General features: G+C 63.0%; 18 protein-coding genes and 1 tRNA gene. 9 read left to right on the top strand and 10 right to left on the bottom strand.

All coding sequences use genetic code 11. From position 1 onward, the window contains the following. Positions 1-29 precede the first annotated feature (29 nt). The 3 genes from RA21_RS02365 to guaB form a co-directional block, all read right to left on the bottom strand. On the bottom strand, positions 30-2345 hold the full coding sequence (locus tag RA21_RS02365; protein ID WP_039145883.1) for an ATP-binding response regulator: 2316 nt from the start codon (positions 2343-2345) through the stop codon (positions 30-32). A gap of 94 nt (positions 2346-2439) precedes the next feature. After that, positions 2440-3612 carry an RsmB/NOP family class I SAM-dependent RNA methyltransferase gene (locus tag RA21_RS02360; protein ID WP_039145882.1) on the bottom strand — a complete coding sequence of 391 codons (1173 nt, stop codon included), beginning with the start codon at positions 3610-3612 and terminating at the stop codon, positions 2440-2442. Between the two features lie 36 nt (positions 3613-3648). Further along, complete coding sequence (guaB, locus tag RA21_RS02355) at positions 3649-5097, bottom strand: IMP dehydrogenase (RefSeq protein WP_039145880.1); 1449 nt, start codon at positions 5095-5097, stop codon at positions 3649-3651. A gap of 186 nt (positions 5098-5283) precedes the next feature. On the opposite strand from guaB, the gene RA21_RS02350 reads away from it, so the two are divergent. The 4 genes from RA21_RS02350 (at position 5284) to RA21_RS02335 (ending at position 9416) form a co-directional block, all read left to right on the top strand. Beyond that, entirely contained in the window at positions 5284-6450 is a 1167-nt protein-coding gene (locus RA21_RS02350) for a CaiB/BaiF CoA transferase family protein (RefSeq protein ID WP_039146497.1), read from the top strand. Positions 6451-6596: 146 nt separating this feature from the next. After that, positions 6597-8642 (top strand): ASKHA domain-containing protein, encoded by a 2046-nt coding sequence (locus tag RA21_RS02345; RefSeq protein WP_052257570.1) that lies wholly within the window; start codon positions 6597-6599, stop codon positions 8640-8642. Between the two features lie 73 nt (positions 8643-8715). After that, positions 8716-8789, top strand: a tRNA-Gly gene (locus RA21_RS02340). A gap of 144 nt (positions 8790-8933) precedes the next feature. Further along, the gene (locus RA21_RS02335) at positions 8934-9416 is read left to right on the top strand and encodes a hypothetical protein (RefSeq protein WP_019296263.1); all 483 of its coding nucleotides are present in this window, start codon (positions 8934-8936) and stop codon (positions 9414-9416) included. A gap of 44 nt (positions 9417-9460) precedes the next feature. On the opposite strand, the gene pgi is transcribed toward RA21_RS02335, so the two are convergent. From pgi to zwf, 3 genes are read right to left on the bottom strand one after another with little or no spacing between them, the layout of a single operon-like run. Continuing rightward, positions 9461-11068: a glucose-6-phosphate isomerase gene (pgi, locus tag RA21_RS02330; RefSeq protein WP_039145877.1), complete on the bottom strand. Its 1608-nt coding sequence runs from the start codon at positions 11066-11068 to the stop codon at positions 9461-9463. 17 nt (positions 11069-11085) lie between these two features. Next, positions 11086-11757 (bottom strand): 6-phosphogluconolactonase, encoded by a 672-nt coding sequence (gene pgl, locus RA21_RS02325; protein WP_019296261.1) that lies wholly within the window; start codon positions 11755-11757, stop codon positions 11086-11088. Continuing rightward, positions 11754-13229, bottom strand: coding sequence for a glucose-6-phosphate dehydrogenase (gene zwf, locus RA21_RS02320; RefSeq protein WP_019296260.1), 1476 nt, complete (start codon positions 13227-13229; stop codon positions 11754-11756). The genes pgl and zwf overlap by 4 nt, the downstream gene beginning before the upstream one ends. Positions 13230-13369: 140 nt before the next feature. Between zwf and RA21_RS02315 the strand changes: the two genes are divergently transcribed. Next, positions 13370-14323 (top strand): radical SAM protein, encoded by a 954-nt coding sequence (locus RA21_RS02315; RefSeq protein WP_039145876.1) that lies wholly within the window; start codon positions 13370-13372, stop codon positions 14321-14323. A 136-nt stretch (positions 14324-14459) separates the two neighbouring features. Next, positions 14460-15950 carry a caspase family protein gene (locus RA21_RS21920; RefSeq protein ID WP_193748044.1) on the top strand — a complete coding sequence of 497 codons (1491 nt, stop codon included), beginning with the start codon at positions 14460-14462 and terminating at the stop codon, positions 15948-15950. A gap of 19 nt (positions 15951-15969) precedes the next feature. Here the strand turns inward: RA21_RS21920 and RA21_RS02305 are convergent, their stop codons facing one another. Continuing rightward, the gene (locus tag RA21_RS02305; protein WP_019296257.1) at positions 15970-16239 is read right to left on the bottom strand and encodes an usg protein; all 270 of its coding nucleotides are present in this window, start codon (positions 16237-16239) and stop codon (positions 15970-15972) included. 224 nt (positions 16240-16463) lie between these two features. Here RA21_RS02305 and gyrA point away from each other — a divergent pair, with 224 nt between their 5' ends. Then, the gene (gene gyrA, locus RA21_RS02300) at positions 16464-19172 is read left to right on the top strand and encodes a DNA gyrase subunit A (protein ID WP_019296256.1); all 2709 of its coding nucleotides are present in this window, start codon (positions 16464-16466) and stop codon (positions 19170-19172) included. A 138-nt stretch (positions 19173-19310) separates the two neighbouring features. After that, the gene (locus tag RA21_RS02295) at positions 19311-19661 is read left to right on the top strand and encodes a DUF6614 family protein (RefSeq protein WP_039145874.1); all 351 of its coding nucleotides are present in this window, start codon (positions 19311-19313) and stop codon (positions 19659-19661) included. 194 nt (positions 19662-19855) lie between these two features. Here RA21_RS02295 and RA21_RS02290 read toward each other — a convergent pair whose 3' ends face one another. From RA21_RS02290 to RA21_RS02280, 3 genes are read right to left on the bottom strand one after another with little or no spacing between them, the layout of a single operon-like run. After that, positions 19856-21325, bottom strand: coding sequence for a carboxypeptidase M32 (locus tag RA21_RS02290; protein ID WP_039145873.1), 1470 nt, complete (start codon positions 21323-21325; stop codon positions 19856-19858). A gap of 3 nt (positions 21326-21328) precedes the next feature. After that, on the bottom strand, positions 21329-22474 hold the full coding sequence (gene ctaA, locus RA21_RS02285; RefSeq protein WP_039145871.1) for a heme A synthase: 1146 nt from the start codon (positions 22472-22474) through the stop codon (positions 21329-21331). A 60-nt stretch (positions 22475-22534) separates the two neighbouring features. Further along, positions 22535-23287: an RNA methyltransferase gene (locus tag RA21_RS02280; RefSeq protein WP_039145869.1), complete on the bottom strand. Its 753-nt coding sequence runs from the start codon at positions 23285-23287 to the stop codon at positions 22535-22537. Positions 23288-23453: 166 nt separating this feature from the next. Between RA21_RS02280 and RA21_RS02275 the strand changes: the two genes are divergently transcribed. Continuing rightward, a complete protein-coding gene (locus RA21_RS02275) occupies positions 23454-24086 on the top strand; it encodes a thiamine phosphate synthase (protein WP_039145863.1) in 633 nt (210 codons plus the stop codon). The last annotated feature ends 9 nt before the right edge of the window (positions 24087-24095 follow it).

Below are 24095 nucleotides of genomic sequence, written 5' to 3'. Positions count from 1 at the left end.
AAACCCGCCGGAACCGGCGGGTTGTCAGGTCAATGCAGCTGCGCGTGCACTGTCTCGGTCAACTGGTTGAGAGAGAAGGGTTTTGGCAGGAACACTGAGTTCGGCACGTCCGGCTCTGCCTCGCCAAAGGCCCCTTCTGCATAGCCGGAGACGAACACCACGCGGGTATCCGGGCGCTCCTTCAGCGCCTCGCGCACCCAGCTGGGGCCATCCATGCCCGGCATCACCACATCAGTCACGAACACATCTACCGTCAGACCCGGATCTTCCAGCGTGCGCAGGGCATCCTCAGCCGACTCCGCCTCCAGCACCGTGTAGCCGCGCATCCTGAGCGCACGGGACGCAAAGGCACGCACCGGCGCCTCGTCCTCGACCAGCAGCACCACACCCTCCCCATGCTGTGCAGCAACAGTTTTATCTTCCGCCGCTTCCGGCTTCTCAGCGGTCATCTGCTCTGATTGCTGCTTATAGACCGGGAAGAACAGAGTGAACTGGGTGCCGTGCCCCTTTACCGAATCGACAAAGATATAGCCGCCCGTCTGCTTGATGATGCCATAGGCCGTGGACAGGCCCAGGCCGGTTCCTTCACCCGTGCGCTTGGTGGTGTAAAACGGCTCAAAGACCTTCTGCAGCTTATCCGGTGCAATCCCGACGCCCTCGTCAGAAACCTTCACCGTCACCCAATCGCCAGCAGGCACCGTAGCCCGGTTCCGCTCCAGCGGCTTATCGAGAGAGATGACCTCTGTTTCGACCCGGATTTCACCTCCCTGGGGCATCGCATCGCGGGCATTCACCACCAGGTTCATCAGCACCTGTTCCAGCTGCCGCTTGTCGGCACGGATCGATTTCATCACGGGATCGTGGCTGAGGGTCAGGGTGACCTTTTCCCCCACCAGGCGGTTCAGCAGGTGGGTCAGGTCCGACAGCGTATCCCGCACATCCAGGGTTTCCGGCTGCAATGTCTGCTTGCGCGAGAACGCCAGCAGCTGGCTTACCAGCGAGGCCGCCCGGTTGGCGTTTTCATGGATCTGGATCAGATCGCCGTAATCCTGATCTCCCTGATCATGGCGCAGCAGCAGCAGGTCGCAATGGCCGGAGATCGCCGTCAGCAGGTTGTTGAAGTCATGCGCAACCCCACCCGCCAGCTGGCCGATCGCCTGCATCTTCTGGCTTTGCACGAATTGAGCTTCCAGCGTCTTCAGCTCAGTTGCGTCATTCAGAACCGCAATCAGCAGCGGCGTGCCGTCTTCCACCACGCGGGTCAGCGTGACCTGGACAAAAACCTCCTTGTCCGAGCGGGAAAGCCGCAGGAATTCCGACTTGTTGGGTGCCAGCCCGTCCGCGGTATCGCGCAGCCAATCCGACATCGGGCGGCCAAGGCCCTCCATCAGCTGGCCAAGTTTGAGATTGGCACAGTTATCGACGCCAAGCAGCCGCAGCGCCATCCGGTTGCTGCTCAGGATCTCACCCGTCGGCGCCACCTTCAGGAAAGGCACCGGCAGCGCCTCAAACCCGGCCTGGGCAGAGTCGAAACTGCTTTCGTCCACCTCCATCAGGAACAGTTCACTGCGGCCCTGAGTTCGGTTTTGCTCGCTGACCAGAACCTGCTTCGGTCCTTCCTTGGTGCTGAGCGTGTTGATCTGCCCCGGCAGCACCGGCAGCGCCGGAAACAGGCGGTCAGTAGATTTCACCCGCTCACCAATCAGGCTGCGGGCGGCCTCGTTCATGAACAGAACTGCACCGGTGCGGCCTACCGTGATCATCGGAACCGGCAGCGCATCGGCGCCGCGGCCATTGCCGCCGCGGTCCAGAATATCCTCGACCCGCCACAGGAAACTGCCGCCGCTCATCTGGTGCACGGCCAGCCGCACATGGCCCCGGCGGGTCACGATATCCTCACGCGCCGCGCCATCAACGCGGGCCCGGCTCTGCAGCCGGTAGAGCACTGCGGAAGGGTTCGCCAGGATCGAGCGCAAAGTGCCCGCCAGAGTATCGCGGCTGGCATCCTGAAACCGCTTGACCGCGGCACCGTTGCAGGCATGGATCATACCGTCGCCGTCGGTGACAAAACTGGGCGTAGCATCTTTTTCGATGAAACCGGTCAATAGCTCTGCCGCCATCGACCGTGCGTTCAGGCGCATCCGGGTCTGCACCACCAGCAGCACTGCCACGGCCGCCAGCGTCAGCCCGACCATGACAAAACCACGTCCCATCCAGTCCGGCAGCGGCAGCATCAAAGGCCCAGCCATCAGGATCACCGCCAGCAGCAGTGTCGCCGCCAGCCTGGCGTGCTCAGGTGCGTAAACTCGCAGTTCCGGAACGGAGGTGTCTTGGCGACCGGACATTACGGCTCCATGGTCAATAGAGAATGCCGCCATAACGCGGCGGTTTAGGTTAAAACCACGTTAAGAAACACAAAGGTTTTCAGCCAAAACCCTATCAACCGCGTTTCGCGCGCGTCAACACAGCAACATAAAAGCCGTCGGTGCCATCCTGCACCTGCCAGCCGTTTTGATCGGCTAGATCCCAGCCGGGATTATCATCCATAAACCGTTGAACCTGCGCGATGTTTTCACCATCCAGCATGGAGCAGGTCGCATACGCCAGCACACCATCCTGTGAGACCAGCCCGGCGGCCTTGCGCAGGATTTCACCCTGGATGCGTTGCAGATCCGCCAGCCCTTCGGCGGTCAGACGCCATTTACCTTCCGGCGCCCGCCGCCAGGAACCGGAACCGGAACAAGGCACATCGCACAAAACCAGGTCAAACGGCCCGGAGCTTGCCAGATCCGCAGTCGAAAGCAGCGAAACCTTTGCCCCGGCACGCGCGGCGCGCGCCGGAAGGTCCTTCATCCGCCGCGGGTCGGCGTCATGTGCGAAGCTCTTTATGCCGCCCCGGGCCGCCATGGCGAGTGTCTTGCCGCCGCCGCCGGCGCAATAATCCAGGACCTTTATGCCGTCCGTCAGCGGCAAACGGTCCGTCACGGCTTGGCTGGCCGCATCCTGCAGTTCTACCAGTCCGTCCTGATACGGTTTGGCGTTGCGCAATTTCCGCGCGCCTTCGGTCACCTCCAGCGCGGTTGCCGCTGCCGGATGCGGTTCAGCAATGATGCCTTCCGCAGCCAATGCTTGCACCGCCTGTCCAACAGTTCCGCGCGCGCTGTTCACCCGCAAATGCACCGGCGCCCGGCTGCGCATCGCCAGCGCAGCAGCCTCAGCCTGATCCCCCAGGCTGGCAGCGAAATCCGGCCACAGCCAGTCAGGGATATCCAGCGCCTCCGCCCCGGCAGGCGCGGACGGCAGTTCCCGTTCCCCGTCCGTCAGAGGTGCGGGCGCATGGCCCTGGCCGGTGAACACCTCATCCGGGTTCTGCCCTGCCTCGCGCAGCGCGCCCAGGACCAGGCCGCGCCCTGTGCGGGAACCGCCGTTGGCTGCATGCGAGCGCAGGCAGCGCACCGCATCAAACACATGATCGCGCACTGCCGCCCGGTCCTTGGAACCGGCAAAACGGCTGCGGCGCCCCCAGGAAGTCAGCGCCTTCTCGGCAGGTTCCCCTGCCAGCACCTGGTCCAAGATTTCAATGGCCGCCTGCAGGCGGGCGGCGGGGGTCATGCCCCTGCCCCGGTATCACAAGCGGCCATCATAGTCTCAGCCCACCCGGTAGTTCGGCGCTTCGCGGGTGATTTGCACGTCGTGGACGTGGCTTTCCTTCAGGCCGGCACCGGTGATGCGGACGAAGTTGCAGTTCTTGCGCATCTCGTCGACGGTTGCACAGCCGGTATAGCCCATCGCCGCGCGCAGACCGCCCACCAGCTGGTGGATCACTGCGTTTGCGCCGCCTTTATAAGGCACCTGGCCTTCGATCCCTTCCGGCACCAGCTTGTCGCTGGCCGCATCCTTCTGGAAATACCGGTCAGCAGAGCCGCGCGCCATGGCGCCCATCGATCCCATGCCGCGGTAGGATTTGAAGGAACGGCCCTGATAGAGGATCACCTCTCCCGGCGACTCATCGGTGCCGGCAATCATCGAGCCGACCATGGCGCAGGACGCGCCCGCCGCGATTGCCTTGGCAAAGTCGCCGGAGAACTTGATACCGCCATCCGCGATAACCGGCACGTCGCCGGCCGCTTCGGCGCAATCCATAATCGCGGTCAGCTGCGGCACGCCAACGCCCGCCACCATGCGGGTGGTGCAGATAGAGCCGGGGCCGATGCCAACCTTGACCGCATCGGCGCCGGCGTCGATCAGCGCACGCGTTGCCTCACCGGTGGCCACGTTGCCGGCAATCACCTGAATGTTGCTGTACTGCGCCTTGATGCGCTTCACCGCGTCGATCACGCCAGCGGAGTGGCCGTGCGCAGTGTCCACCACCACCACGTCCACACCTGCATCAATCAGCGCCTCAGAACGCTCATAACCACTGTCCCCGACAGAGCTGGCAGCCGCAACGCGCAGACGGCCCAGCTCGTCCTTGCAGGCAGTAGGGTTCAGAACCGCCTGCTCGGTGTCTTTGAGGGTCAAGAGACCCGTCAGCTTGCCATCCTTGTCAGACACCAGCAGCTTTTCGATCCGGCGCGCCTTCATCAGCGACTTGGCCTCTTCCAGATCGGCCGGTTCCTGCAGCATCGCCAGGTTGTTCGAGGTCATCATCACCGAAACCGGCGTGCTGGCATCATTGGCAAAGCGCATGTCGCGGTTGGTGACGATGCCAACCACGCGGCCAGAGCCATCAACCACCGGGAAGCCGGTGACGCGGTAGCGTTCCTGCAGCGCCTGGGCATCGGCCAGGGTCTGATCCGGGGTCAGGGTAATGGGGTTGTAAACAATGCCGGAAACAAACCGCTTGACCCGGCGCACTTCGCGGGCCTGTTCCTCGGTGTTCAGGTTCTTGTGGATCACGCCCATGCCGCCGGCCTGCGCCATCGCAATCGCCATCCGTGCCTCGGTCACGGTGTCCATTGCCGAACTCAGCAGCGGAATGTTGAGGGCGATCGACTGGGTCACCCGTGTGCGCGTATCCGCAGTGTTGGGCAGAACGCTCGACGCGCCTGGCACCAGTAGAACATCATCAAAGGTGAGAGCCTCACGAATCTGCATTGGTCGTCCTCATGCATAACCCCGTTTGGCGGTGACCCTATGGCACAGAAGCTTGCGGGTGGAAAGAGGTCCGAGGCAAGAATTCCTGCACCGCAGCAATTCTTTGGCAGCAGGCTGATCTGGGTCAATGCACAGGGCACTGCCGCGGCTATCAGTAAAGCTGCAGCAATGATGCAGGATTTTGCCATGTCCGCCCCCTTGGAAAACATCACCGTTCTGGACCTGACCCATGTTCTGGCAGGTCCCTATTGCTCGATGATCCTGTCAGACCTTGGCGCCAGGGTTATCAAGGTGGAACGACCCGGGACCGGCGATGACACCCGCGCCTTCCCGCCCTTCAAACACGGCAGCAGCGCCTATTTCGCCACCATCAACCACGGCAAACAAAGCATTGCGCTGGATCTGAAGGCTCCCGGGGACCGGGAGGTTTTTGAACGCCTGCTGGCGCAGGCTGACGTGCTTCTGGAAAACTACCGTCCCGGCGTGATGCAGCGGCTGGGCTACGGCTGGGAAGACCTGCACGCCCGGTTCCCCCGGCTGATCTACGGTGCGGTCTCGGGCTTCGGGCACACCGGCCCGGACGCGTTGAAACCGGCCTATGACATGGTGGTTCAAGCCCGTGGCGGGGTCATGTCGATCACCGGAGAGAAAAACCGCGAGCCGGTCCGGGTCGGCGCCTCCATCGGCGATATTGTTGCGGGCATGTTCCTCGGCCACGGCATTCTCGCGGCACTCCTGGACGTGCAGAAGACAGGCAAGGGCCGCTTCATCGACGTTGCGATGCTGGACAGCCAGCTGGCCCTCTTGGAACACGCCATCGCCATCACCTCCGTCACCGGGGAAGCACCGCAGCCCTCCGGCGCGCGGCATCCGTCGATCACCCCGTTTGAGACCTTCCACGCTGCGGACGGGCTGTTCGTGATCGCGGCAGGCAATGACGCGCTGTTTGCCCGGCTCTGCGAAGCTCTGCAGCTGCCGCTGGCCGCGGACCCGCGCTTTGCCACCAACCCGGCGCGCTGCGAAAACGCGCGCCTTCTGAAGCGCTTGATCGAAGCAATTACTCTGGATCAGCCCAAGGCCCACTGGATCGCCGTGCTGAGCGAGGCCGGCGTTCCCACCGGCCCGATCCAGACCGTGGATCAGGTGCTGCGCGACCCGCAGATCCTGGCCAGGAACATGGTGGTCGATGTGCTGGACGAAGACGGCCGCCCGGAAAACCTGTCCGCTGGCAACCCGATCAAGATGAGCGGCCTGCCGGACCCGGATACCCGCCGCCCTGCTCCGCAGCTCGACGGCAACCGGGCAGAGATTCTGGCGTGGCTTGAGGACGTTGAGGCACAGGCGGGCGGCTAACCTAAAGCCGGGCCTTAAACCGCATTTCAAACACATCAATTCTTCAAAAATGGCGCCCGCAGACGGGAAAATGCCGCCCATTGCCTTTCGCTTGCCGCAAAAGCCCATATGCTCCGCCTAAATTGCGGAATGAGAAGGCCACAGGCATGACTGACGAACCCCTCGTTGTGTTTACCCCCTCCGGCAAACGCGGGCGTTTCCCCGCGGGCACGCCGATCCTGACAGCCGCCCGGCAGCTCGGTGTCGATCTCGACTCGGTCTGCGGCGGCCGCGGCATCTGCTCCAAGTGCCAGATTACGCCCTCCTACGGCGAATTCCCGAAGCACGGTGTGACCGTGGCCGAGGGCGCGCTGAGCGAGTGGAACAAGGTCGAGCAGCGCTACAAGGACAAGCGCGGCCTGATCGACGGCCGCCGCCTGGGCTGCCAGGCCACCGTTCAGGGCGACATCGTGATCGACGTGCCGCCGGAAAGCCAGGTCCACCGCCAGGTGGTGCGCAAGCGCGCCGAGGCCCGCGACATCACCATGAACCCCTCCACCCGGCTGTACTATGTCGAGGTGGAAGAACCCGACATGCACAAGCCCACCGGCGATATGGAGCGGCTGATCGAGGCGCTGGACGCCCAGTGGAACCTGAAAGGCGTCAAGACCGACCTCCATATCCTGAGCGTGCTTCAGCCTGCCCTGCGCAAAGGAGGCTGGAAGGTCACCGTGGCCGTGCATCTGGGTGACGAAAACCACCCGCCCAAGATCATGCACATCTGGCCCGGATTCTATGAAGGCTCGATCTACGGCCTGGCGGTCGACCTTGGCTCCACAACCATCGCCGCGCACCTCTGCGACCTTCAGACCGGCGAGGTCGTGGCCTCCTCCGGCATCATGAACCCGCAGATCCGTTTTGGCGAAGACCTGATGAGCCGGGTCTCCTATTCGATGATGAACAAGGGCGGCGACCAGGAAATGACCCGCGCGGTGCGCGAGGGCATGAACGCGCTGTTCACCCAGATCGCGGCTGAGGCAGAGATCGACAAAGCGCTGATCGTGGATGCGGTCTTTGTCTGCAACCCGGTGATGCACCACCTGTTCCTCGGGATTGACCCGTTCGAGCTGGGCCAGGCGCCCTTTGCGCTGGCGACCTCCAATGCGCTGGCGCTGCGCGCTGTGGAACTGGACCTGAACATCCACCCCGCCGCCCGCGTCTACCTGCTGCCGTGCATTGCCGGCCACGTCGGCGCCGATGCTGCTGCGGTGGCGCTGTCGGAAGCACCCGACAAATCCGAAGACCTGGTGCTGGTCGTGGACGTTGGAACCAATGCCGAGATCCTGCTGGGCAACAAGGAAAAGGTTCTTGCCTGCTCCTCCCCCACCGGCCCGGCGTTTGAGGGCGCGCAGATCTCCAGCGGCCAGCGCGCCGCCCCCGGCGCCATCGAACGCGTTGAGATCAACCCGGAGACCAAGGAACCGCGCTTCCGGGTGATCGGCTCTGACGTCTGGTCGGATGAGGACGGCTTCTCGGAATCCATTGCCACCACCGGTATCACCGGAATCTGCGGCTCCGGCATCATTGAGGCGATTGCCGAAATGCGCCTGGCGGGCGTGCTGGACGCCTCCGGCCTGATCGGCTCGGCAGAGCAGACCGGCTCCGCCCGCTGCATCGCGGACGGGCGCACCAATGCCTACATGCTGTGGGACGGCTCCGCCGAGGGCGGTCCAACCATCACCGTCACCAACCCGGACATCCGCGCGATCCAGATGGCCAAGGCGGCGCTCTACTCCGGCGCGCGCCTCTTGATGGACAAGTTCGGCGTTCAAAACGTCGACCGCGTAGTGCTGGCCGGCGCCTTTGGCGCGCATATCTCAGCGAAACACGCGATGGTTCTGGGCATGATCCCCGATTGCGTGCTGGAGAAGGTCACCTCGGCCGGCAACGCCGCGGGCACCGGCGCCCGTATTGCGCTTCTGAACACCGAAGCGCGCGGCGAGATTGAGGAAACCGTGCGCCGGATCGAGAAGATCGAGACCGCCGTCGAACCCCGCTTCCAAGAGCATTTCGTAAACGCCTCGGCAATCCCGAATTCGGCGGAACCCTTCCCGATCCTGGAAACCGTGGTGACCCTGCCGCAGGTGAATTTCAACACCGGCGGCGGTGACGGCGACGGCGCAGGCGGGCGCCGCAGACGCCGCCGCGGCTGATCCTGCCCGGCTGAAAATTCCGCTGCGGCGCCCTTGACCTTACCGGCGCCGCAGCATAATCCTGCCCTCACGAGCGGGTATGGTGAAATGGTATCATGCGAGCTTCCCAAGCTTAAGGCGCGGGTTCGATTCCCGCTACCCGCTCCAGCCTTCCATATTTTTCAAATACTTGCCGAACGCTCTCACGGCGCAGCCCTTTGACCGCCAAGGTCAAGCACCTGCTGCCTGTTTGTGCTAAACTGCCCCGGCACGCCCGCTTGTTAAGGGCGGCCAGTTTGGGAGGGTACCAGTATGACACGTCACTATTTCGCCGCCGCACTTCTGTGTGCATTCAGCGCCGGAACCGCAGGTGCGGGCACAACCTGGGAACAGGGCGGCACCGGAACAGGCATCGCCAGCAACACACCTACTGAGATTGCAGACGGCCATATGGTGATCCAGACCAGCAGCTCTTACGAAAATGTCGAGATGGAAGACGCCGATCATCCGATGAACGGCGCCGCCGGGCCGTGCTTTGGCGCGGTTGAGGCCGCACCATCCGGTGTCACCGGCGGCGGCATCTGCGCCTTCACCGACAAGGCCGGCGACAAGGTGGTGCTGCATTGGCATGCCGAAGGCATGGATGCCTCCGGCGCCCTCACCGGCAGCTGGAAACTGAGCGGCGGAACCGGCCCCTGGGCAACAGCTGAGGGCGGCGGCAAGTTTTCTTCGCTCACCGATCCGGCAAGCGGTAACTTCGTCAACACGATCACCAGCAGCGTAACGCTGCCCTGATCATTGCCGCGGGGCGTTTCCGCCCCGCGGGCATACTGTGAACGTTAGCCACCGGCGCTGCGCACATAATCCAGCAAAGCGCGGGTTGATCCGTCTTTGCCGTCTGCGCTCTTCTCCCCCGCCAGCAGCGGAGCCAGCGTGTTGGCCAGTTCCTTGCCCAGCTCCACCCCCCATTGGTCAAAGGAGTTGATCCCCAGGATCACCCCCTCGACAAACACCCGGTGTTCATAAAGGGCAATAATCTGGCCCAGCACATACGGGGTCAGTTTCGGGTAGACCAGCGTTGTCGAGGGCCGGTTGCCCGGAAACACCCGGTGCCGCGCCTGACGTTCCAGCTCAGCACCCTCATAGCCTTTGGCCCGCATCAGTGCGCAGGCTTCCTCCAGACTGCGGCCGCGCATCAGCGCCTCAGACTGGGCCAGGCAGTTCGCCACCAACAGCTTGTGGTGATGTGCCAGCTCCGGCTCATGCCCTTGGGCGGCCACCAGAAACTCGGCAGGAATAACCGACGTGCCCTGATGCAGAAGCTGATAAAACGCGTGCTGGCCGTTGGTGCCGGGTTCCCCCCAGACCACCGGGCCGGAGGGATATGGCAGCACCGTACCATCCATCGCCACCATCTTGCCGTTTGACTCCATCTCCAATTGCTGCAGATAGGCCGGCAACCGCCGAAGTCGCTGGTCATAGGGCAGCACCGCGCGGGTCGGATGGCTGCAGACCTGCCGGTGCCAGATCCCGGTCAACGCCAGCATTACCGGCATGTTCTGCTGCCAGGGCGCGCTGCGGAAATGGTCATCCATCGCCTTGGCGCCGGCCAGAAAGGCGCGGAAATTCTCCGGCCCGACAGCCAGCATCAGGCTCAGTCCGATCGGCCCCCAGACCGAATAGCGCCCGCCGACCCAATCCTCAAAGCCGAACACATGCTTGCGCGGAATGCCAAAGGCGGCTGTTTCCTCCTCAGAGGTCGACAGGGCCAGGAATTGCTGAGCAGGATCGCCGCCGCCCGCCTCAACCCAGCGCCGCGCCGTCGCCGCATTGGTCATGGTTTCAATGGTGGTGAAGGTCTTGGAAGCAACGATCACCAACGTTGTTTGGGGATCAAGGCGTTGCAGAATGTCGTGAATATGCGCGCCATCCACGTTGGACACAAATTGGCAACGCGGCCCGTCATGATAGGGTGCCAGCGCCAGCGTCGCCATGACCGGCCCCAGGTCCGAACCGCCAATGCCGATGTTGACCACATCGGTAAACGCCCCGCCCGGCCCCTGCATAACGCCAGAGCGGACATCGGCGGCCAATTTCTCCATCCGCTCAAGCGTCTGGCGCAGGGGCGCCCGGATATCTTCACCGTCAACCAGCAGCTCCGGTCCGTCGGGATCGCGCAACGCCGTGTGCAACACGGCCCGCTGTTCGGTTTCGTTGATTTGTCCGCCCTCGAACATCGCTTCGCGCTTGGCGGCAACTTTCCGGTCTTCGCACAGGCCCGTCAGAGCGGTGCGGACTTTGGCAGAAATCCGGGTTTTCGAATAGTCAAACAGCAGGGTTTCAAACCGCACGCTGAAATCTTCGGCCCGGTCCGGGTTTTTCTTAAACAGATCAACAATGTCTTCGCCGCAAACTTCGGAATGCAGCGTCTTCAATGCAGTGAACATTTCTACCTTTCCTGAGTTCAAGGCGCCCAATGGACGGACGTCTCGGACAGAACTGCCTGAATTGGCGCCTCTTCCGGCGGCAGCGTCATTGCCTTTTCCAATGCCTTGCGCTTGGCATCGCCGAAGATCACCAGATGCTTGGCAATCGCTCCGTCCAGCACCCGCGCAGTCAGGCTGATCCTCGCTTCGGGCTGGCTGTCCGGCCGCATCACCGCCAGCGGCGGTGCGTCAGCCGCCAAAACCTCTTCAATTCCGGCCGCACCTGGGAACAGCGAGGCCGTGTGCATGTCCTCACCCATGCCCAACAGCAGCACCGACAGCGGCAGCTCCGGAACCACCCGGCTTTCAAGCTCCGCCAGCACCTCCTCCGGTTCCCGCTCCGGCACATGAAACGGCAGGAACTGTGCCCCCGAGGCCCGGTTCTGCAGCAGCCGCTTGCGGATCATCGCCGCATTGGAGCGGGCATGCTCCTGCGGCACCCAGCGCTCATCCGTCGCCAGGACATGCACCCGGTCCCATTCGATGTCTGCAGCACAGAGATCATCAAAGATAAGCCCTGGTGAGGTACCGCCCGCAACCGCAAAGGACGCTGCATCATGATGCAGCAGATGGGTCTTCAGATCCCCAGCGATTTCATTCGCAACTTCGATCGCCAGCATGTCTTGATCAGGGTATTCGTTGAATTTCATGGGTTGATCCCCCTCCATTCACGCCCGTCGCGGCGCATCAGCAAATTGGCATCCTCCGGACCGGTGGTACCGCTAACGTAGGGTTTAGGCACATCGCCGCGGGATTTCCAGCCCTCAATTACCGGATCGGTCCAGGCCCATGCGGCTTCTACCTCGTCCCCCCTCATAAACAACGTCTGGTTGCCGCGCACAACATCCATAATCAAACGCTCGTAGGCATCCGGCGGATCACCGCCCTCCGGCCCCAGCGCCTCGGCAAAGCTCATGTCCAAGGGCACGTCTATCAGCCGCATCCCGCCCTGCCCCGGTTCCTTGATGGTCACGCTCAGCGTAATGCCTTCATTGGGCTGCAGGCGGATCTTCAGATGGTTGGCGTGCCGCCCGGCCTCGGCCCCGAAAATCGAATGCGGCGCGTCCTTGAACATCACGTTGATGACGGAGGACCGGTTCACCAGCCGCTTGCCCGTGCGCAGGTAGAACGGCGTGCCCGCCCACCGCCAATTGCTGATATGCGCCTTCAGCGCAACATAGCTCTCCGTGGTGCTGCGCGGGTTGCCAACCAGCCCGCGGTAGGAGGGATGCGGCGCCTCCGGGTCCAGATTAGCCTGATACTGGCCGCGCACGATGTGATGCGGCTCCACCGGGTCCAGCGCCCGGATCACCTTCAGCTTCTCATCGCGCACCGCGTCCGGGTCGAATTTCGCAGGCGGCTCCATCGCAATGAGGCACAAGAGCTGCATCAGGTGGTTCTGCATCATGTCGCGCATCGCGCCTGCGCGCTCGTAATACTCCTCGCGCCCTTCCACCCCGACGGTTTCCGCCACGGTGATCTGGATGTGATCGACATACTGGCTGTTCCACAATGGCTCAAACAGCATATTGCCGAACCGGACCGCCATCAGGTTCTGCACCGTTTCTTTGCCCAGGTAATGGTCAATCCGGTAGATCTGGCCTTCGTCAAAGTGGCTGGCCAGGGTGCGGTTCAATTCCCGCGCAGTCTCCAGATCGCGGCCAAAGGGTTTCTCCACCACGATCCGCGTGTCCGCATTGGCCAGCCCGTGCCGGTGCAGGCGCTCGGCCAACGGCCCGAACAGACCGGGGCCGACCGAAAAATAAAACATTCGGATCGAGACGCTCTCCGGCGGGCGCAGCTGCTGGCTCAGCTCCTGCCAGCCCTCCTCGCCCAACGCGTCCAGCGCCACATAGCTCACCCGCTCCAGAAACGCCTCCAGCGCACCGCCGCCGCAGGCCTTGGGTCCCGCATGCGTGCGCAGGGCTTCCGCCACGACTGTCCGGTATTCGTCACTGGTCAGGCTGGTGCGCGCAGCGCCTATAATACGCTCATCCCCGGTCAGCTGGCCGGCGCAATGGCGGCGGAACAGCGCGGGCAGGATCTTGCGCTGCGCCAGATCGCCAGTGCCGCCAAAAATCACCAGGTCAAACGGATCGACCGGTATCACACGCGAAACCATTCTTGTTCATCCTGTCTCGGCCGGTGCAGGCGCGGCACACTGCCGCTCACATCCCTGTCATGTGCCTGCCCGGCTGCTTTCAATTCGTTCCCAGTATAAGGTAGCTTGCCGCGAAAGGAACTGCCCCGAAGGACATCCGCATGAAAGACCTGCAAAAATCTGCCGCCAACCTAGGCAAGTTCCAAGACGCCTTTGTGACGGCAGACGGTCAGCAGCGCGCCTCTGTGCCGCTCAGCCATCCGGAGACCCTTTGGTTCAATACCGGCACTCTGTGCAACATCGAATGCAGCAATTGCTATATTCTCAGCTCTCCCACCAATGATGCGCTGGTCTATCTGACTGCAGCGGAAGCGAAGGACTACCTGGAGCAGATCGCGGACCGCAACTGGCCGATCCGGGAAATCGGCTTCACCGGCGGCGAGCCGTTCATGAACCCCGAAATAATCGCAATGGCCCGCGCCGCGCTGGAGCGCGGGTTCGAGGTGCTGATCCTCACCAACGCCATGCGCCCGATGATGCGCAAGACGGTCAAGGCGGGCTTACTGGCCCTGCTGGAAGACTTCGGGGACAAGCTGACCCTGCGGATCTCGGTCGACCACCACAGCGCCGAACTGCACGACAAAGAACGCGGTGCGGGCAGCTTTGCCAAGACCATCGAAGGCATGGAATGGCTGCGGGACAACGGTTTTGCGATGGCCGTGGCAGGCCGCACCGTCTGGGGCGAGAGCGAGGCCGAGGCCCGCGCGGGCTATGCCGCACTATTTGCCGAACACGGCTTTGCCATCAACGCGCAGAACCCGGGCCAGACCGTCTTGTTCCCGGAGATGGACGAGACTGTCGAAGTCCCTGAAATCACCACCGCGTGCTGGGGCATCCTGAACAAATCGCCCGACAGCGTGATGTGCGCCTCCTCCCGCATGGTCGTGAAGCGCAAAGGCGCGGATACTCCCGCCGTTCTGGCCTGTACCCTGCTGCCGTATTCCCCTGAGTTCGAAATGGGCGCGACCCTGGCGGAGGCTGAACGCCCTGTGCAGCTGAACCACCCCCATTGCGCAAAATTCTGCGTCCTCGGCGGCGCCAGCTGTTCAGCCTGAGCGCTCAAGACGCTTTGACCTGTGCACGGCGGGATGGCACCATGGTGCCATATTGTCTGCCGGGTGTTGTGTCATGCGTTTCCTCAGTGTTCTGTTTCTTTGTCTCCTGCCCATTGCCGCAGCCGCGCAGAACCGGATGGCCCTGGTCATTGGCAATAACAGCTATTCCGACGTTCCCGTTCTGGCCAAGGCCCGCGCAGACGCGCAGTCCATTGGCACAAAACTGAATGAGCTGGGCTTCACCGTCACCACAGCGCTGGACCAGGACCGACGCGGGCTGAACAAGAAGATTTCTGAGTTCACCGCCCGGCTGGAACCCGGTGATGCGGCCTTTGTCTTCTTTGCCGGCCACGGGGTGGAAATCGACGGCGAGAATTACCTGCTGCCCACTGACATCGCCGCCCCCAGCGCGGGCGGCAGCGATTTTGTGAAATCCGAATCCATCGCCCTGTCCGACCTCTTGGACCGCGTCCGCAAAACCGGCGCGCGCTCTGCCGTGGTGGTCATCGACGCCTGCCGCAACAACCCGTTCAAACTGGTCGAGGGCCGCAGCATCGGCACCACCCGAGGCCTTGGCCGGATTGCGGCCCCGCAAGGCACGTTCGTGATCTTCTCCGCCGGGGCCGGCCAGCTGGCACTGGACCGTCTGAACGAAGACGACACGGCGGAAAACTCCGTCTTCACCCGCGCGCTGCTGCCGCTGTTGTCCGAACCGGGGCTTGAGCTGCGCACGCTGGTTGCGGGCCTCCGGCGCGAGGTGCGTGACTTGGCGCTGACCGTCCAGCACCGCCAGGTGCCTGCTTATTATGATGAAATGCTGGGGGAATTCTATTTCACCCAGGCCGCCCTGCCCGCTGAACCTGCGCCCTTGCCTGCAAGTACAATGCAAACGGATTTTGAGGTCGCCCGTTCGATAGGAACCCCGCAGGCCCTCGATAGCTTTCTGGAACGCTACACAGGCCGCGAGAACGAATACACCTACACAGTTGCCTTGCAGCTAAGGCAGGGACTGGAAACTGAACAGGCGCAGGCGGAGCCACCTGCCCGGGAAACGCCCGGAACCCCTGACGTTCCGGTCATCCCGGACTCCAAGGCGGTGATGCGGGACACACAGGCGGCGCTGAACGAAATCGGCTGCCAGGCCGGCCGCCCAGACGGGATTGCCGGCCCGCGCACCCGCAGCGCCTTTGCTGCCTATCTGGCAGCGTCGGACAGCACCCTCGGCGCCGATGATCTGGGCACCGCCCACGCACTGGAGGAACTGCGCCAAAAGTCGGGGGAAATCTGCAAATCTGCGCCCAGAACTGCCTCCGCCCCGGCACCTTCTCCAACAAAAGCCGCTGCTCCGCTGGCAGGCGCCTGGAAGTTCAAGGCAACCTGCGCCTTGGTGGTCAAGGTCACGGGGAACGTCCATTACACCCATGCAGGCGGCAACAAATACCACGGGCGGCTCAGCGATTCACTGGGCCAGAACGCCAACACAGAAGTCTACCTGAACGGCCAGCAGATCAGCGGCACGGACTACTTTCCCGGCATCACCGTCACCTGGCGCGGCCGCCTGGCTGCGGACGGGCGCAGTTTCACCTCCAGCGGCTCCACCGGCTGCGCGGTCTATGCCTGGCGCTGATCCGGCTCAGTGAATCTGGTCAGTGGATCTGGAACTCTCCGACCACATTGCGCCATTCGCCGGGGCCGATCATCTTGCGGTGATTGAACCGCACCGAATGCAGCGGCCCCTCAATCTCGCGATGCCAGAATTCGATGAACTCAAACAGCCGCGGGTGGTCCGGCGCAAGGTCGTATTCCTGCCAGACAAAAGTGTTCAAAACATGGATGTGGTCCGGCATGTGGTAGGTGAATTCTGCCGTGGTCAGCCCGTATCCCTTGAGCATCAGCTCGGTCTCGCTGGTCTCCATCTCTAGCCTCCAATTCTTACCCCCTCTGATTGATGCTAGGCTGCAATTGGTTAATTTCCTCAAAAACAGTGCGTTACCGATGCGTGAACGGCCAGATTCCGGCTTTCGGGGGCTGTGTGCTTGCGCCCCATATACGGTCTCTGATAGGGTGCGAACACAATATATAGACCCAGAAGAAAGAGCGGGCAGCCAACGTGAGCGATACGCCGGAAACTCCTGAAAACATGGACGAAAACCTGCCGGAACGCCCGGCCTATGACGGGCCGACCGTTTCCATCGAAGCCGAGATGCGCAACTCGTATCTCGACTATGCGATGTCGGTCATCGTCAGCCGTGCAATTCCGGACCTGCGGGACGGTCTGAAACCGGTTCACCGCCGCATTCTCTATGCAATGCACGAATCCGGCAACACCCATGACAAGGCCTACCGCAAGTCGGCCCGCCCGGTCGGCGACGTAATGGGTAAATACCACCCGCACGGCGACAGCGCGATCTATGACGCGCTGGTGCGGATGGCGCAGGACTTCTCGATGTCGCTGCCGCTTCTGGACGGTCAGGGCAACTTCGGCTCGATGGACGGCGACAACCCGGCCGCCATGCGTTACACCGAGGTCCGCATGGACAAGCCCGCCGCGGCGATCCTGGCGGATATCGAGAAAGAGACCGTCGATTTTCAGGACAACTACGACGGCAAGGACCGCGAGCCGACCGTGCTCCCGGCCCGCTTCCCGAACATGCTGGTCAACGGCGCCGGCGGCATCGCGGTCGGCATGGCTACCAATATCCCGCCGCACAACCTGGGCGAAGTCGTCGATGCGACGCTTGCGCTGATCGAGGACCCGGATCTGACCAGCGAACAGCTGATCGACTACATCCCTGGCCCCGACTTCCCGACCGGCGGCGTCATGCTGGGCCGCTCCGGCGCCCGCAAGGCCTATCTGGAGGGCCGCGGCAGCGTGATCATCCGCTCGAAAACCCGCGTCGAGGAGATCCGCAAGGACCGCTATGCCATTGTCGTGGATGAGATTCCCTATCAGGTGAACAAGGCCGCGATGATCGAAAAGATCGCCGAGCAGGTCCGCGAGAAAAAGATTGAGGGCGTCGCCCATGTGCAGGATGAATCCGACCGCAACGGCGTCCGGGTTGTCGTTGAACTGAAACGCGACGCAACGCCTGAGGTGGTGCTGAACCAGCTGTTCCGCTTCACCCCGATGCAAACCTCTTTTGGTTGCAACATGCTGGCGCTGAACGGCGGCCGTCCCGAGCAACTGACGTTGCGCCGGTTCCTGACCTCCTTCATCGACTTCCGCGAGGACGTGGTCGCCCGCCGCACAGCTTATGAGCTGCGCAAGGCCCGCGAACGCAGCCACATCCTCTGCGGACTCGCGGTTGCCGTCTCCAACGTCGATGAAATCGTCGCCACCATCCGCTCCTCCGCCGACGCGGCTGAGGCGCGTGAAAAGCTGATGACCCGCCGCTGGCCGGCCGCCGACATCGCGGACTACATCCGCCTGATCGACGACCCGACCCACACCATGAACGACGACGGGACCTATAACCTGTCTGAAACTCAGGCCCGTGCCATTCTGGAGCTGCGCCTGCAGCGCCTGACCCAGATCGGCGTCAAGGAGGTCACCGACGAGCTGGAAGAACTGGCCCGCAAGATCAAGGAATACCTTGAGATTCTGTCCTCGCGCGAGCGCATCATGGGCATCATCAGCGATGAGCTGCGCGAGGTGCGCGACAACTTCGCCGTGCCGCGCCGCACCGAGATCGTCGACTGGTCCGGCGACATGGAGGACGAGGACCTGATCGAGCGCGAGGACATGGTGGTGACCGTGACCTCCGGCGGCTACATCAAGCGCACCCCGCTGGCCGACTTCCGCGCCCAGAAGCGCGGCGGCAAAGGTGTCTCGGGCATGCAGACCAAGGAAGAGGATGTGATCACCACCCTCTTCGTGGCCAATACCCACACCCAGCTGTTGTTCTTCACCACCGACGGCATGGTCTACAAGCTCAAGACCTGGCGCCTGCCGCAGGGCGGCCGCACGTCCAAGGGCAAGGCAATCGTCAACATCCTGCCGATCCCGACCGGGGTTTCCATCGCTGCCATCATGCCGGTCGATGTACCGGATGAGGAATGGGAAAATCTGCAGGTGGTCTTTGCGACCTCCGGCGGCGACGTGCGCCGTAACCGTCTGTCGGACTTCACCAACGTCCGCCGCAACGGCAAAATCGCGATGAAGCTGCCGGAGGACGGCTCCGTCAAACTGGTGAACGTGCGCATCTGCTCCGAAGATGACGACGTGATGCTGTTCACCAATTCGGGCCGCGCCATCCGCTTCCGCTCCACCGATGTGCGCGTGTTCAACTCGCGCGAATCCACTGGTGTCCGCGGCATTAAGCTGACCGGTGAGGACGATGTGGTCTCGATGTCGGTGATCCGCCACTCCAAATACACCCCGGAGCAACGGACCGCTTACCTCAAGATGCGCCGTGCCATGGCCGGTCTGACCGACGACGCCGACGCTTCGGATGAGGACGCGCCCGAGGATCCGAACTTCTCGACCGAGCTTTATGCAGAGATGTCGGCAGCCGAGAACCTGATCCTGACCATCACCACCGGCGGCTCTGGCAAATTGTCGTCCTCGCACGACTACCCTGTGCGCGGCCGCGGCGGCATGGGCGTCACAGCGATGGACAAGGCGATGCGCGGCGGCGAGATCGTGGCGTCCTTCCCGGTGGAAATGGACGACCAGATCATGCTGGCCACCTCCAAGGGGCAGTCGATCCGGGTTCCGGTCGATGGCATCTCCTTCCGCTCGCGTTCTGCCGGCGGGGTGCGGGTGTTCAACACCGGAAAGGGTGAAGAAGTGGTCTCCGTCGCCTGGATTGCCGAGAACGGCGAGGAAGAGGACGGCGGCGAAGAATAAGCCCCCTCGCACACCAACCCATTGAAAACATTGAACGCCGTCCCGTTGCCGGGGCGGCGTTCTCTTCGTTAACGGCCCCCTAACGGATCTTAGGTAGTGTTACGGCAAGTTCTGATTTCTCATGAAGGGAATACCCCAATGAACTTGTACCACTGCTCCATCGACCTGCATCACGAGGCCAAGGCGCTCACCTTTGCCAGCGCGGTCGATCAATGGATGGGCTATCTGCACGAACGCGGCGTGATCCAAAGCTGGCGGCTGCTGCGCCGCAAACTGGACATGGCCAGCGACACCTGCCGCGACTTCCTGCTGGAAATCGAATTCAGGGACATGACCCAGCTGGATCAGGCGTTCCGGGTGCTGGGCGAACATGACGAGGAAGTGGAGAAACTCTACTCCCACGTCAGGGCGCTGATCGCCACCGCGGACATCGGCCTTTACCGGCCCTTCCCGGATCCGGAACGGGCGGAGCGGATGGCTCTGATCTGACGGGCAGATGCCTCAGACCAGGGTGGTTCCCAGCACATAACTGGCAAAGATCAGGTAGGCGACGGCTGTATGCATCACATTACTCTCTTACTCACACCCCCAAGGATTAAGAGAATACTGTTAAAATGCGGCATTTCCGGGGCAGCGGGTTTTCCGCTGCCGCCAGAGGGCCTTAGCCGTGATGCACTGCCGACTCAGAGATCGTAAAGCAGGCTGAACTTCTCTTCGAGATAGGCCAGCAGCGGCGCGTGGCCCGGCTCCATGCCGGAGGCGTGCCTGATAGTCTCACGCGGGCTGCGCAACCCGCCATGCTGCTGCAGGTTTTCCTTCAGCCAGGCGGTAACGCCTTCTGTGTTGCCCTCAGCCAGTTCTGCATCCAGCCCCGGCACATCCCGGCGCAGCGCCTGATACAGGCAGCCGGCATAGACATTGCCCAGCGTGTAGGTCGGGAAATAGCCGAACAGGCCCACCGACCAGTGCACATCCTGCAAACAGCCGTTGGACGGCTTGTCCACGGCATAGCCGAAGTCCGCCTCGAACCGGTCGTTCCAGGCCGCTTCCAGATCCTTCACTGCCAGATCGCCGCTCATCAGCGCGCGCTCCAGGCCGAACCGCATCATGATATGGAGGTTGTATTGCAGCTCATCCGCTTCTGTCCGGATATAGCCCTTATGCACCGCATTGACGGCCGCATAGAAGGCATCCGCATCCGCAACACCAAAGTCGCCAAAGGCGTCTTTCATCTCCTCAAGCAGCCAGCCGGTAAAGGCGCGGCTGCGGCCGATCTGGTTCTCGTAAATCCGGCTCTGGCTTTCATGCACCCCCATCGACACGCCGCTGCCCAGCGGCGTCAGCAGGTAATCGCGGCTGATGTTCTGCTCATAGGCCGCGTGGCCGACCTCATGAATGGTGGAATAGAAGCAGTTGAACGGATCACTTTCGCTGGTCCGCGTAGTGATCCGCACGTCCAGCCCCGCGCCGGAGCAGAACGGATGCACCGCCTTGTCGACCCGGCCATGGGACATGTCATAACCGAACTGTTTGGCGAGCTTGCGGGTCAGCTTCATCTGCGCGGCTTCATCGAAACTGCCGGTCAACCCCGTCGGCGCGGGTTTCTCCAGCACCTTGGCGCGCAGCTCCACCAGTCCGGGGCGCATGGCATCAAAGATTTCCGCGATCGCGGCCCCGGTCATGCCGTGCTCATAGTCCTCGACCATGGCGTCATAAACATCACCGCCCGCGGCCAGCGCCAGGCCTTCCTCGCGTTTCAGTGCGACAACTTCCTCCAGCACCGGCACAAAGGCCGCCACATCCTCATCCGCCCGCGCCGCAGCCCACTGCCCCTGCGCGACAGACGTGACCTGAGCGATCTTCTTGGCCAGATCGGCGGGCACCTTGACGGTACGCTCATAGCTGCGGCGGATCTCGCGCAGCTGGGCTTCACCCGCCTCATTCGGGGCAACCGCCTGTTCCAGCCACTCCGCCACCCGCGGGTCGGAGCGGCGGGCGTGCAGCACCGCCTCCATCGCGGCCATTTCCTCGCCCCGCTGCGGCGCGGCCCCGCGCGGCATCATGGTTTCCTGATCCCAGCCCAGACGGCCCGCAATCTGCCCCAGCGCCTGGGTTTCGCGCTGGAAGGCCATCAGTTCGTCAAATGCGCTCATAGGTCAGTGATCCTTGATCGAGGTTGCAATGGGATAGGCAGACAGGAAGCGGGCGCGCAGGATCAGTGCCCAGACACCAATTGCCACCAGCTGGTGAGTGATCGCGGCGTGAAGCGGCGCGGCGTATACCACAGTGATGATCCCCAGCAGCACCTGCACGGAGAGCGCTGCAAAGACAGCGTTGAACGCAAAGCGGGTGCGCGCATGAGCAGAGCCGCGCCCGCGCAGCCAGGCCACCGCGCCAAAGGCGAACAGCAGATACCCCGCAACCCGGTGGATGAATTGCACCAGACCGGGGTTTTCAAAGAAGTTCTTCCAGACCGGCTCGATCATAAAGGGGTTTGGCGGGATCACCTGCCCGCCCATCAGCGGCCAGTCAGTATAGGAGCGGCCCGCGTCAATGCCCGCCACCAGCGCGCCCAGCAGGATCTGCAGGAAGGCGAAATGCATCAGGCCGGTGGACAGGCTGAACAGCTTCGCCTCCTTGGCACGGCGCGCCTGCATCAGTTCGCGCTCTTCGCGGCCCAGCATCAGCACATACCAGGCGATAAATCCGAGGATCACAAACGCCAGCCCCAGATGCACGGCAAGGCGGTAGGAGGCAACAGCGGTCATCCCCTCTCCCTGGGTCACGCCAGAGGCCACCATCCACCAGCCGATGGCGCCCTGCACCCCGCCCAGGACACCGGGCAGCAGCAGCCGGCCGGCCCAGCCGGCCGGGATTTTGCGCGCGGCCAGAAAACCGAAGAAACCAAGCGCCCAGACCACGCCGATGAAACGGCCCAGCTGGCGGTGGCCCCATTCCCACCAGTAGATCGATTTGAAATCAGACAGTTCCATCCACTGGTTCTGGATGCGCCACTGGTCGATTTCCTTGTATTTGTCGAACTCTGCCTGCCACTCCGCCTCGGACATCGGCGGGATGGCTCCGGTCACGGGGCGCCATTCGGTGATCGACAACCCGCTGTCGGTCAGGCGTGTCAGTCCGCCCACAACGATCATTGCGACCACCAGCGCAAACAGCACCATCAGCCAGGCGCGGATCGCCTTGCGGGCGCCGCCGCGGCCGCGGTCGATCAGTCCCGGCTGCACCGCGGGCGCGTCTTTCTTCTCGCCCTCAACCTCTTCGAAAATGCTGCGCTTGCTCATGCTTGCCTCTTTGTCTGTGGTGCCAAGCTAGGGGCGGGTAATCTAAAGGTCCAGAGCGGCTTACTCGCCGCCGCGCTCTTTCCAGCGGACCATCTGGCGCATGATGCCGTGCAGCATCTGCACGTCGGAGCGGGTCATCCGCATCCGGGACCACAGGTTGCGCAGGTTGGTCTTCATACCTTCGGCCTTTTCCGGCGGGAAGAAGAAGCCTGCTTCGTCCAGCCGGTCCTCGTAGTGCTCCACCAGCTTCTCGACCTCGACACCAGTGGCCCATTCGCCCTTGCGGCCCAGATCGGTGGTCTCATGCAGCACGTCGCTGGACTGGCGCATCCATTCATATCCGGTCAGCAGCACGCATTGGCCGAGGTTCAGCGAGGCATAAAGCGGGTTCACCGGCACCGAGATGATGGCGTTGGCCTTGGCGATATCCTCGTTTTCCAGCCCGGCACGTTCCGGACCGAACATCACCGCGACCTTCTCGCCCGCCGCGATCTTCTCTGCCGCGATCTGCATCGCCCGTTCGGGGCTGTAGACAGGTTTGGTCAGCCCGCGCTGGCGGGCGGTGGTGGCAAAGACATAGGTGCAGTCGCCCAGCGCCTCCGGCACGTCGGCGCACAGCTGCGCCTCATCCAGCAGCCGCCCGGCGCCAGAAGACATCGCCACCGCCTTGGGGTTCGGCCAGCCGTCGCGCGGCGCCACGATGCGCATCCGGTCGAGCCCGAAGTTCCACATCGCCCGCGCCGCGGCACCGATATTCTCGCCCATCTGCGGGCGGACAAGGACAAAGGCGGGCTGGGGCGTATCGGTGGGCATCGTGTTCTCCGGCAAAATCGGCACTGCTGTACTGCCCGCGCGGCGGCGGGGCAAGGTCCAGCGCGGGTTTGGGCTTCATTTACCGGGGCTTCACCGCCGCAAATCCTTGCGTCCTGCCGGAAATCGGCTAAACACCGTCAAACCGCCTGAACAATGGAGCACCGCCATGGGAAGCCCCTCTGACGCACCGGAGCAGCCGCAGATCTATCTGATCTCCCCGCCAAGTTTCGAACTGGGCAAATTCCCCGGCCAGCTGGCGCGGGTGCTGGATGAGGTGGAGGTGGCTTGTGTGCGTCTGGATATGGCGAGCCGCGATCAGGACACCCTCAGCCGCGCGGGCGATGCGCTGCGCGAGGTGACCATGGCGCGCGACGTGGCGCTGGTGATCTCTGACCATCAGATCCTGGCCGAACGCCTGGGTCTGGACGGCGTGCATCTGACCGATGCGTCGAAATCCATCCGCACCGCGCGCAAGGCGCTGGGGCCGGATGCGATTGTCGGCTGTTTCTGTGGCGCCTCGCAGCATGACGGCATGGTGGCCGGTGAGGCGGGCGCGGATTACGTGAGCTTTGGCCCGGTGGGCACCTCCGGTCTGGGGGATGGCGCGCAGGCCGAAGCGGACCTGTTCCAGTGGTGGTCGCAGATGATCGAGGTTCCGGTGGTGGCTGAGGGCGGCCTGACCGAGGATCTGGTGCGCGGCATCGCGCCTTTCACCGACTTCTTTGGCATCGGTGATGAGATCTGGCATGCCGAGGACCCGCTGGCGGCGATGAAGGTGCTGATGCGGGCGATGGGCTGACCTGCCCCT

It is taken from the genome of Leisingera sp. ANG-DT, assembly GCF_000813785.1.
In the GTDB taxonomy this organism is placed as follows: domain Bacteria; phylum Pseudomonadota; class Alphaproteobacteria; order Rhodobacterales; family Rhodobacteraceae; genus Leisingera.
This window is presented reverse-complemented; position numbering and strand designations above follow the sequence as displayed.

Excerpts from the sequence above, each read along its gene's own strand:
- RA21_RS02365 (WP_039145883.1), bottom strand. The coding sequence starts at position 2,345 with ATGTCCGGTCGCCAAGACACCTCCGTTCCGGAACTGCGAGTTTACGCA.
- RA21_RS02360 (WP_039145882.1), bottom strand. The coding sequence starts at position 3,612 with ATGACCCCCGCCGCCCGCCTGCAGGCGGCCATTGAAATCTTGGACCAG.
- guaB (WP_039145880.1), bottom strand. The coding sequence starts at position 5,097 with ATGCAGATTCGTGAGGCTCTCACCTTTGATGATGTTCTACTGGTGCCA.
- RA21_RS02350 (WP_039146497.1), top strand. The coding sequence starts at position 5,284 with ATGTCCGCCCCCTTGGAAAACATCACCGTTCTGGACCTGACCCATGTT.
- RA21_RS02345 (WP_052257570.1), top strand. The coding sequence starts at position 6,597 with ATGACTGACGAACCCCTCGTTGTGTTTACCCCCTCCGGCAAACGCGGG.
- RA21_RS02335 (WP_019296263.1), top strand. The coding sequence starts at position 8,934 with ATGACACGTCACTATTTCGCCGCCGCACTTCTGTGTGCATTCAGCGCC.
- pgi (WP_039145877.1), bottom strand. The coding sequence starts at position 11,068 with ATGTTCACTGCATTGAAGACGCTGCATTCCGAAGTTTGCGGCGAAGAC.
- pgl (WP_019296261.1), bottom strand. The coding sequence starts at position 11,757 with ATGAAATTCAACGAATACCCTGATCAAGACATGCTGGCGATCGAAGTT.
- zwf (WP_019296260.1), bottom strand. The coding sequence starts at position 13,229 with ATGGTTTCGCGTGTGATACCGGTCGATCCGTTTGACCTGGTGATTTTT.
- RA21_RS02315 (WP_039145876.1), top strand. The coding sequence starts at position 13,370 with ATGAAAGACCTGCAAAAATCTGCCGCCAACCTAGGCAAGTTCCAAGAC.
- RA21_RS21920 (WP_193748044.1), top strand. The coding sequence starts at position 14,460 with ATGGCCCTGGTCATTGGCAATAACAGCTATTCCGACGTTCCCGTTCTG.
- RA21_RS02305 (WP_019296257.1), bottom strand. The coding sequence starts at position 16,239 with ATGGAGACCAGCGAGACCGAGCTGATGCTCAAGGGATACGGGCTGACC.
- gyrA (WP_019296256.1), top strand. The coding sequence starts at position 16,464 with ATGGACGAAAACCTGCCGGAACGCCCGGCCTATGACGGGCCGACCGTT.
- RA21_RS02295 (WP_039145874.1), top strand. The coding sequence starts at position 19,311 with ATGAACTTGTACCACTGCTCCATCGACCTGCATCACGAGGCCAAGGCG.
- RA21_RS02290 (WP_039145873.1), bottom strand. The coding sequence starts at position 21,325 with ATGAGCGCATTTGACGAACTGATGGCCTTCCAGCGCGAAACCCAGGCG.
- ctaA (WP_039145871.1), bottom strand. The coding sequence starts at position 22,474 with ATGAGCAAGCGCAGCATTTTCGAAGAGGTTGAGGGCGAGAAGAAAGAC.
- RA21_RS02280 (WP_039145869.1), bottom strand. The coding sequence starts at position 23,287 with ATGCCCACCGATACGCCCCAGCCCGCCTTTGTCCTTGTCCGCCCGCAG.
- RA21_RS02275 (WP_039145863.1), top strand. The coding sequence starts at position 23,454 with ATGGGAAGCCCCTCTGACGCACCGGAGCAGCCGCAGATCTATCTGATC.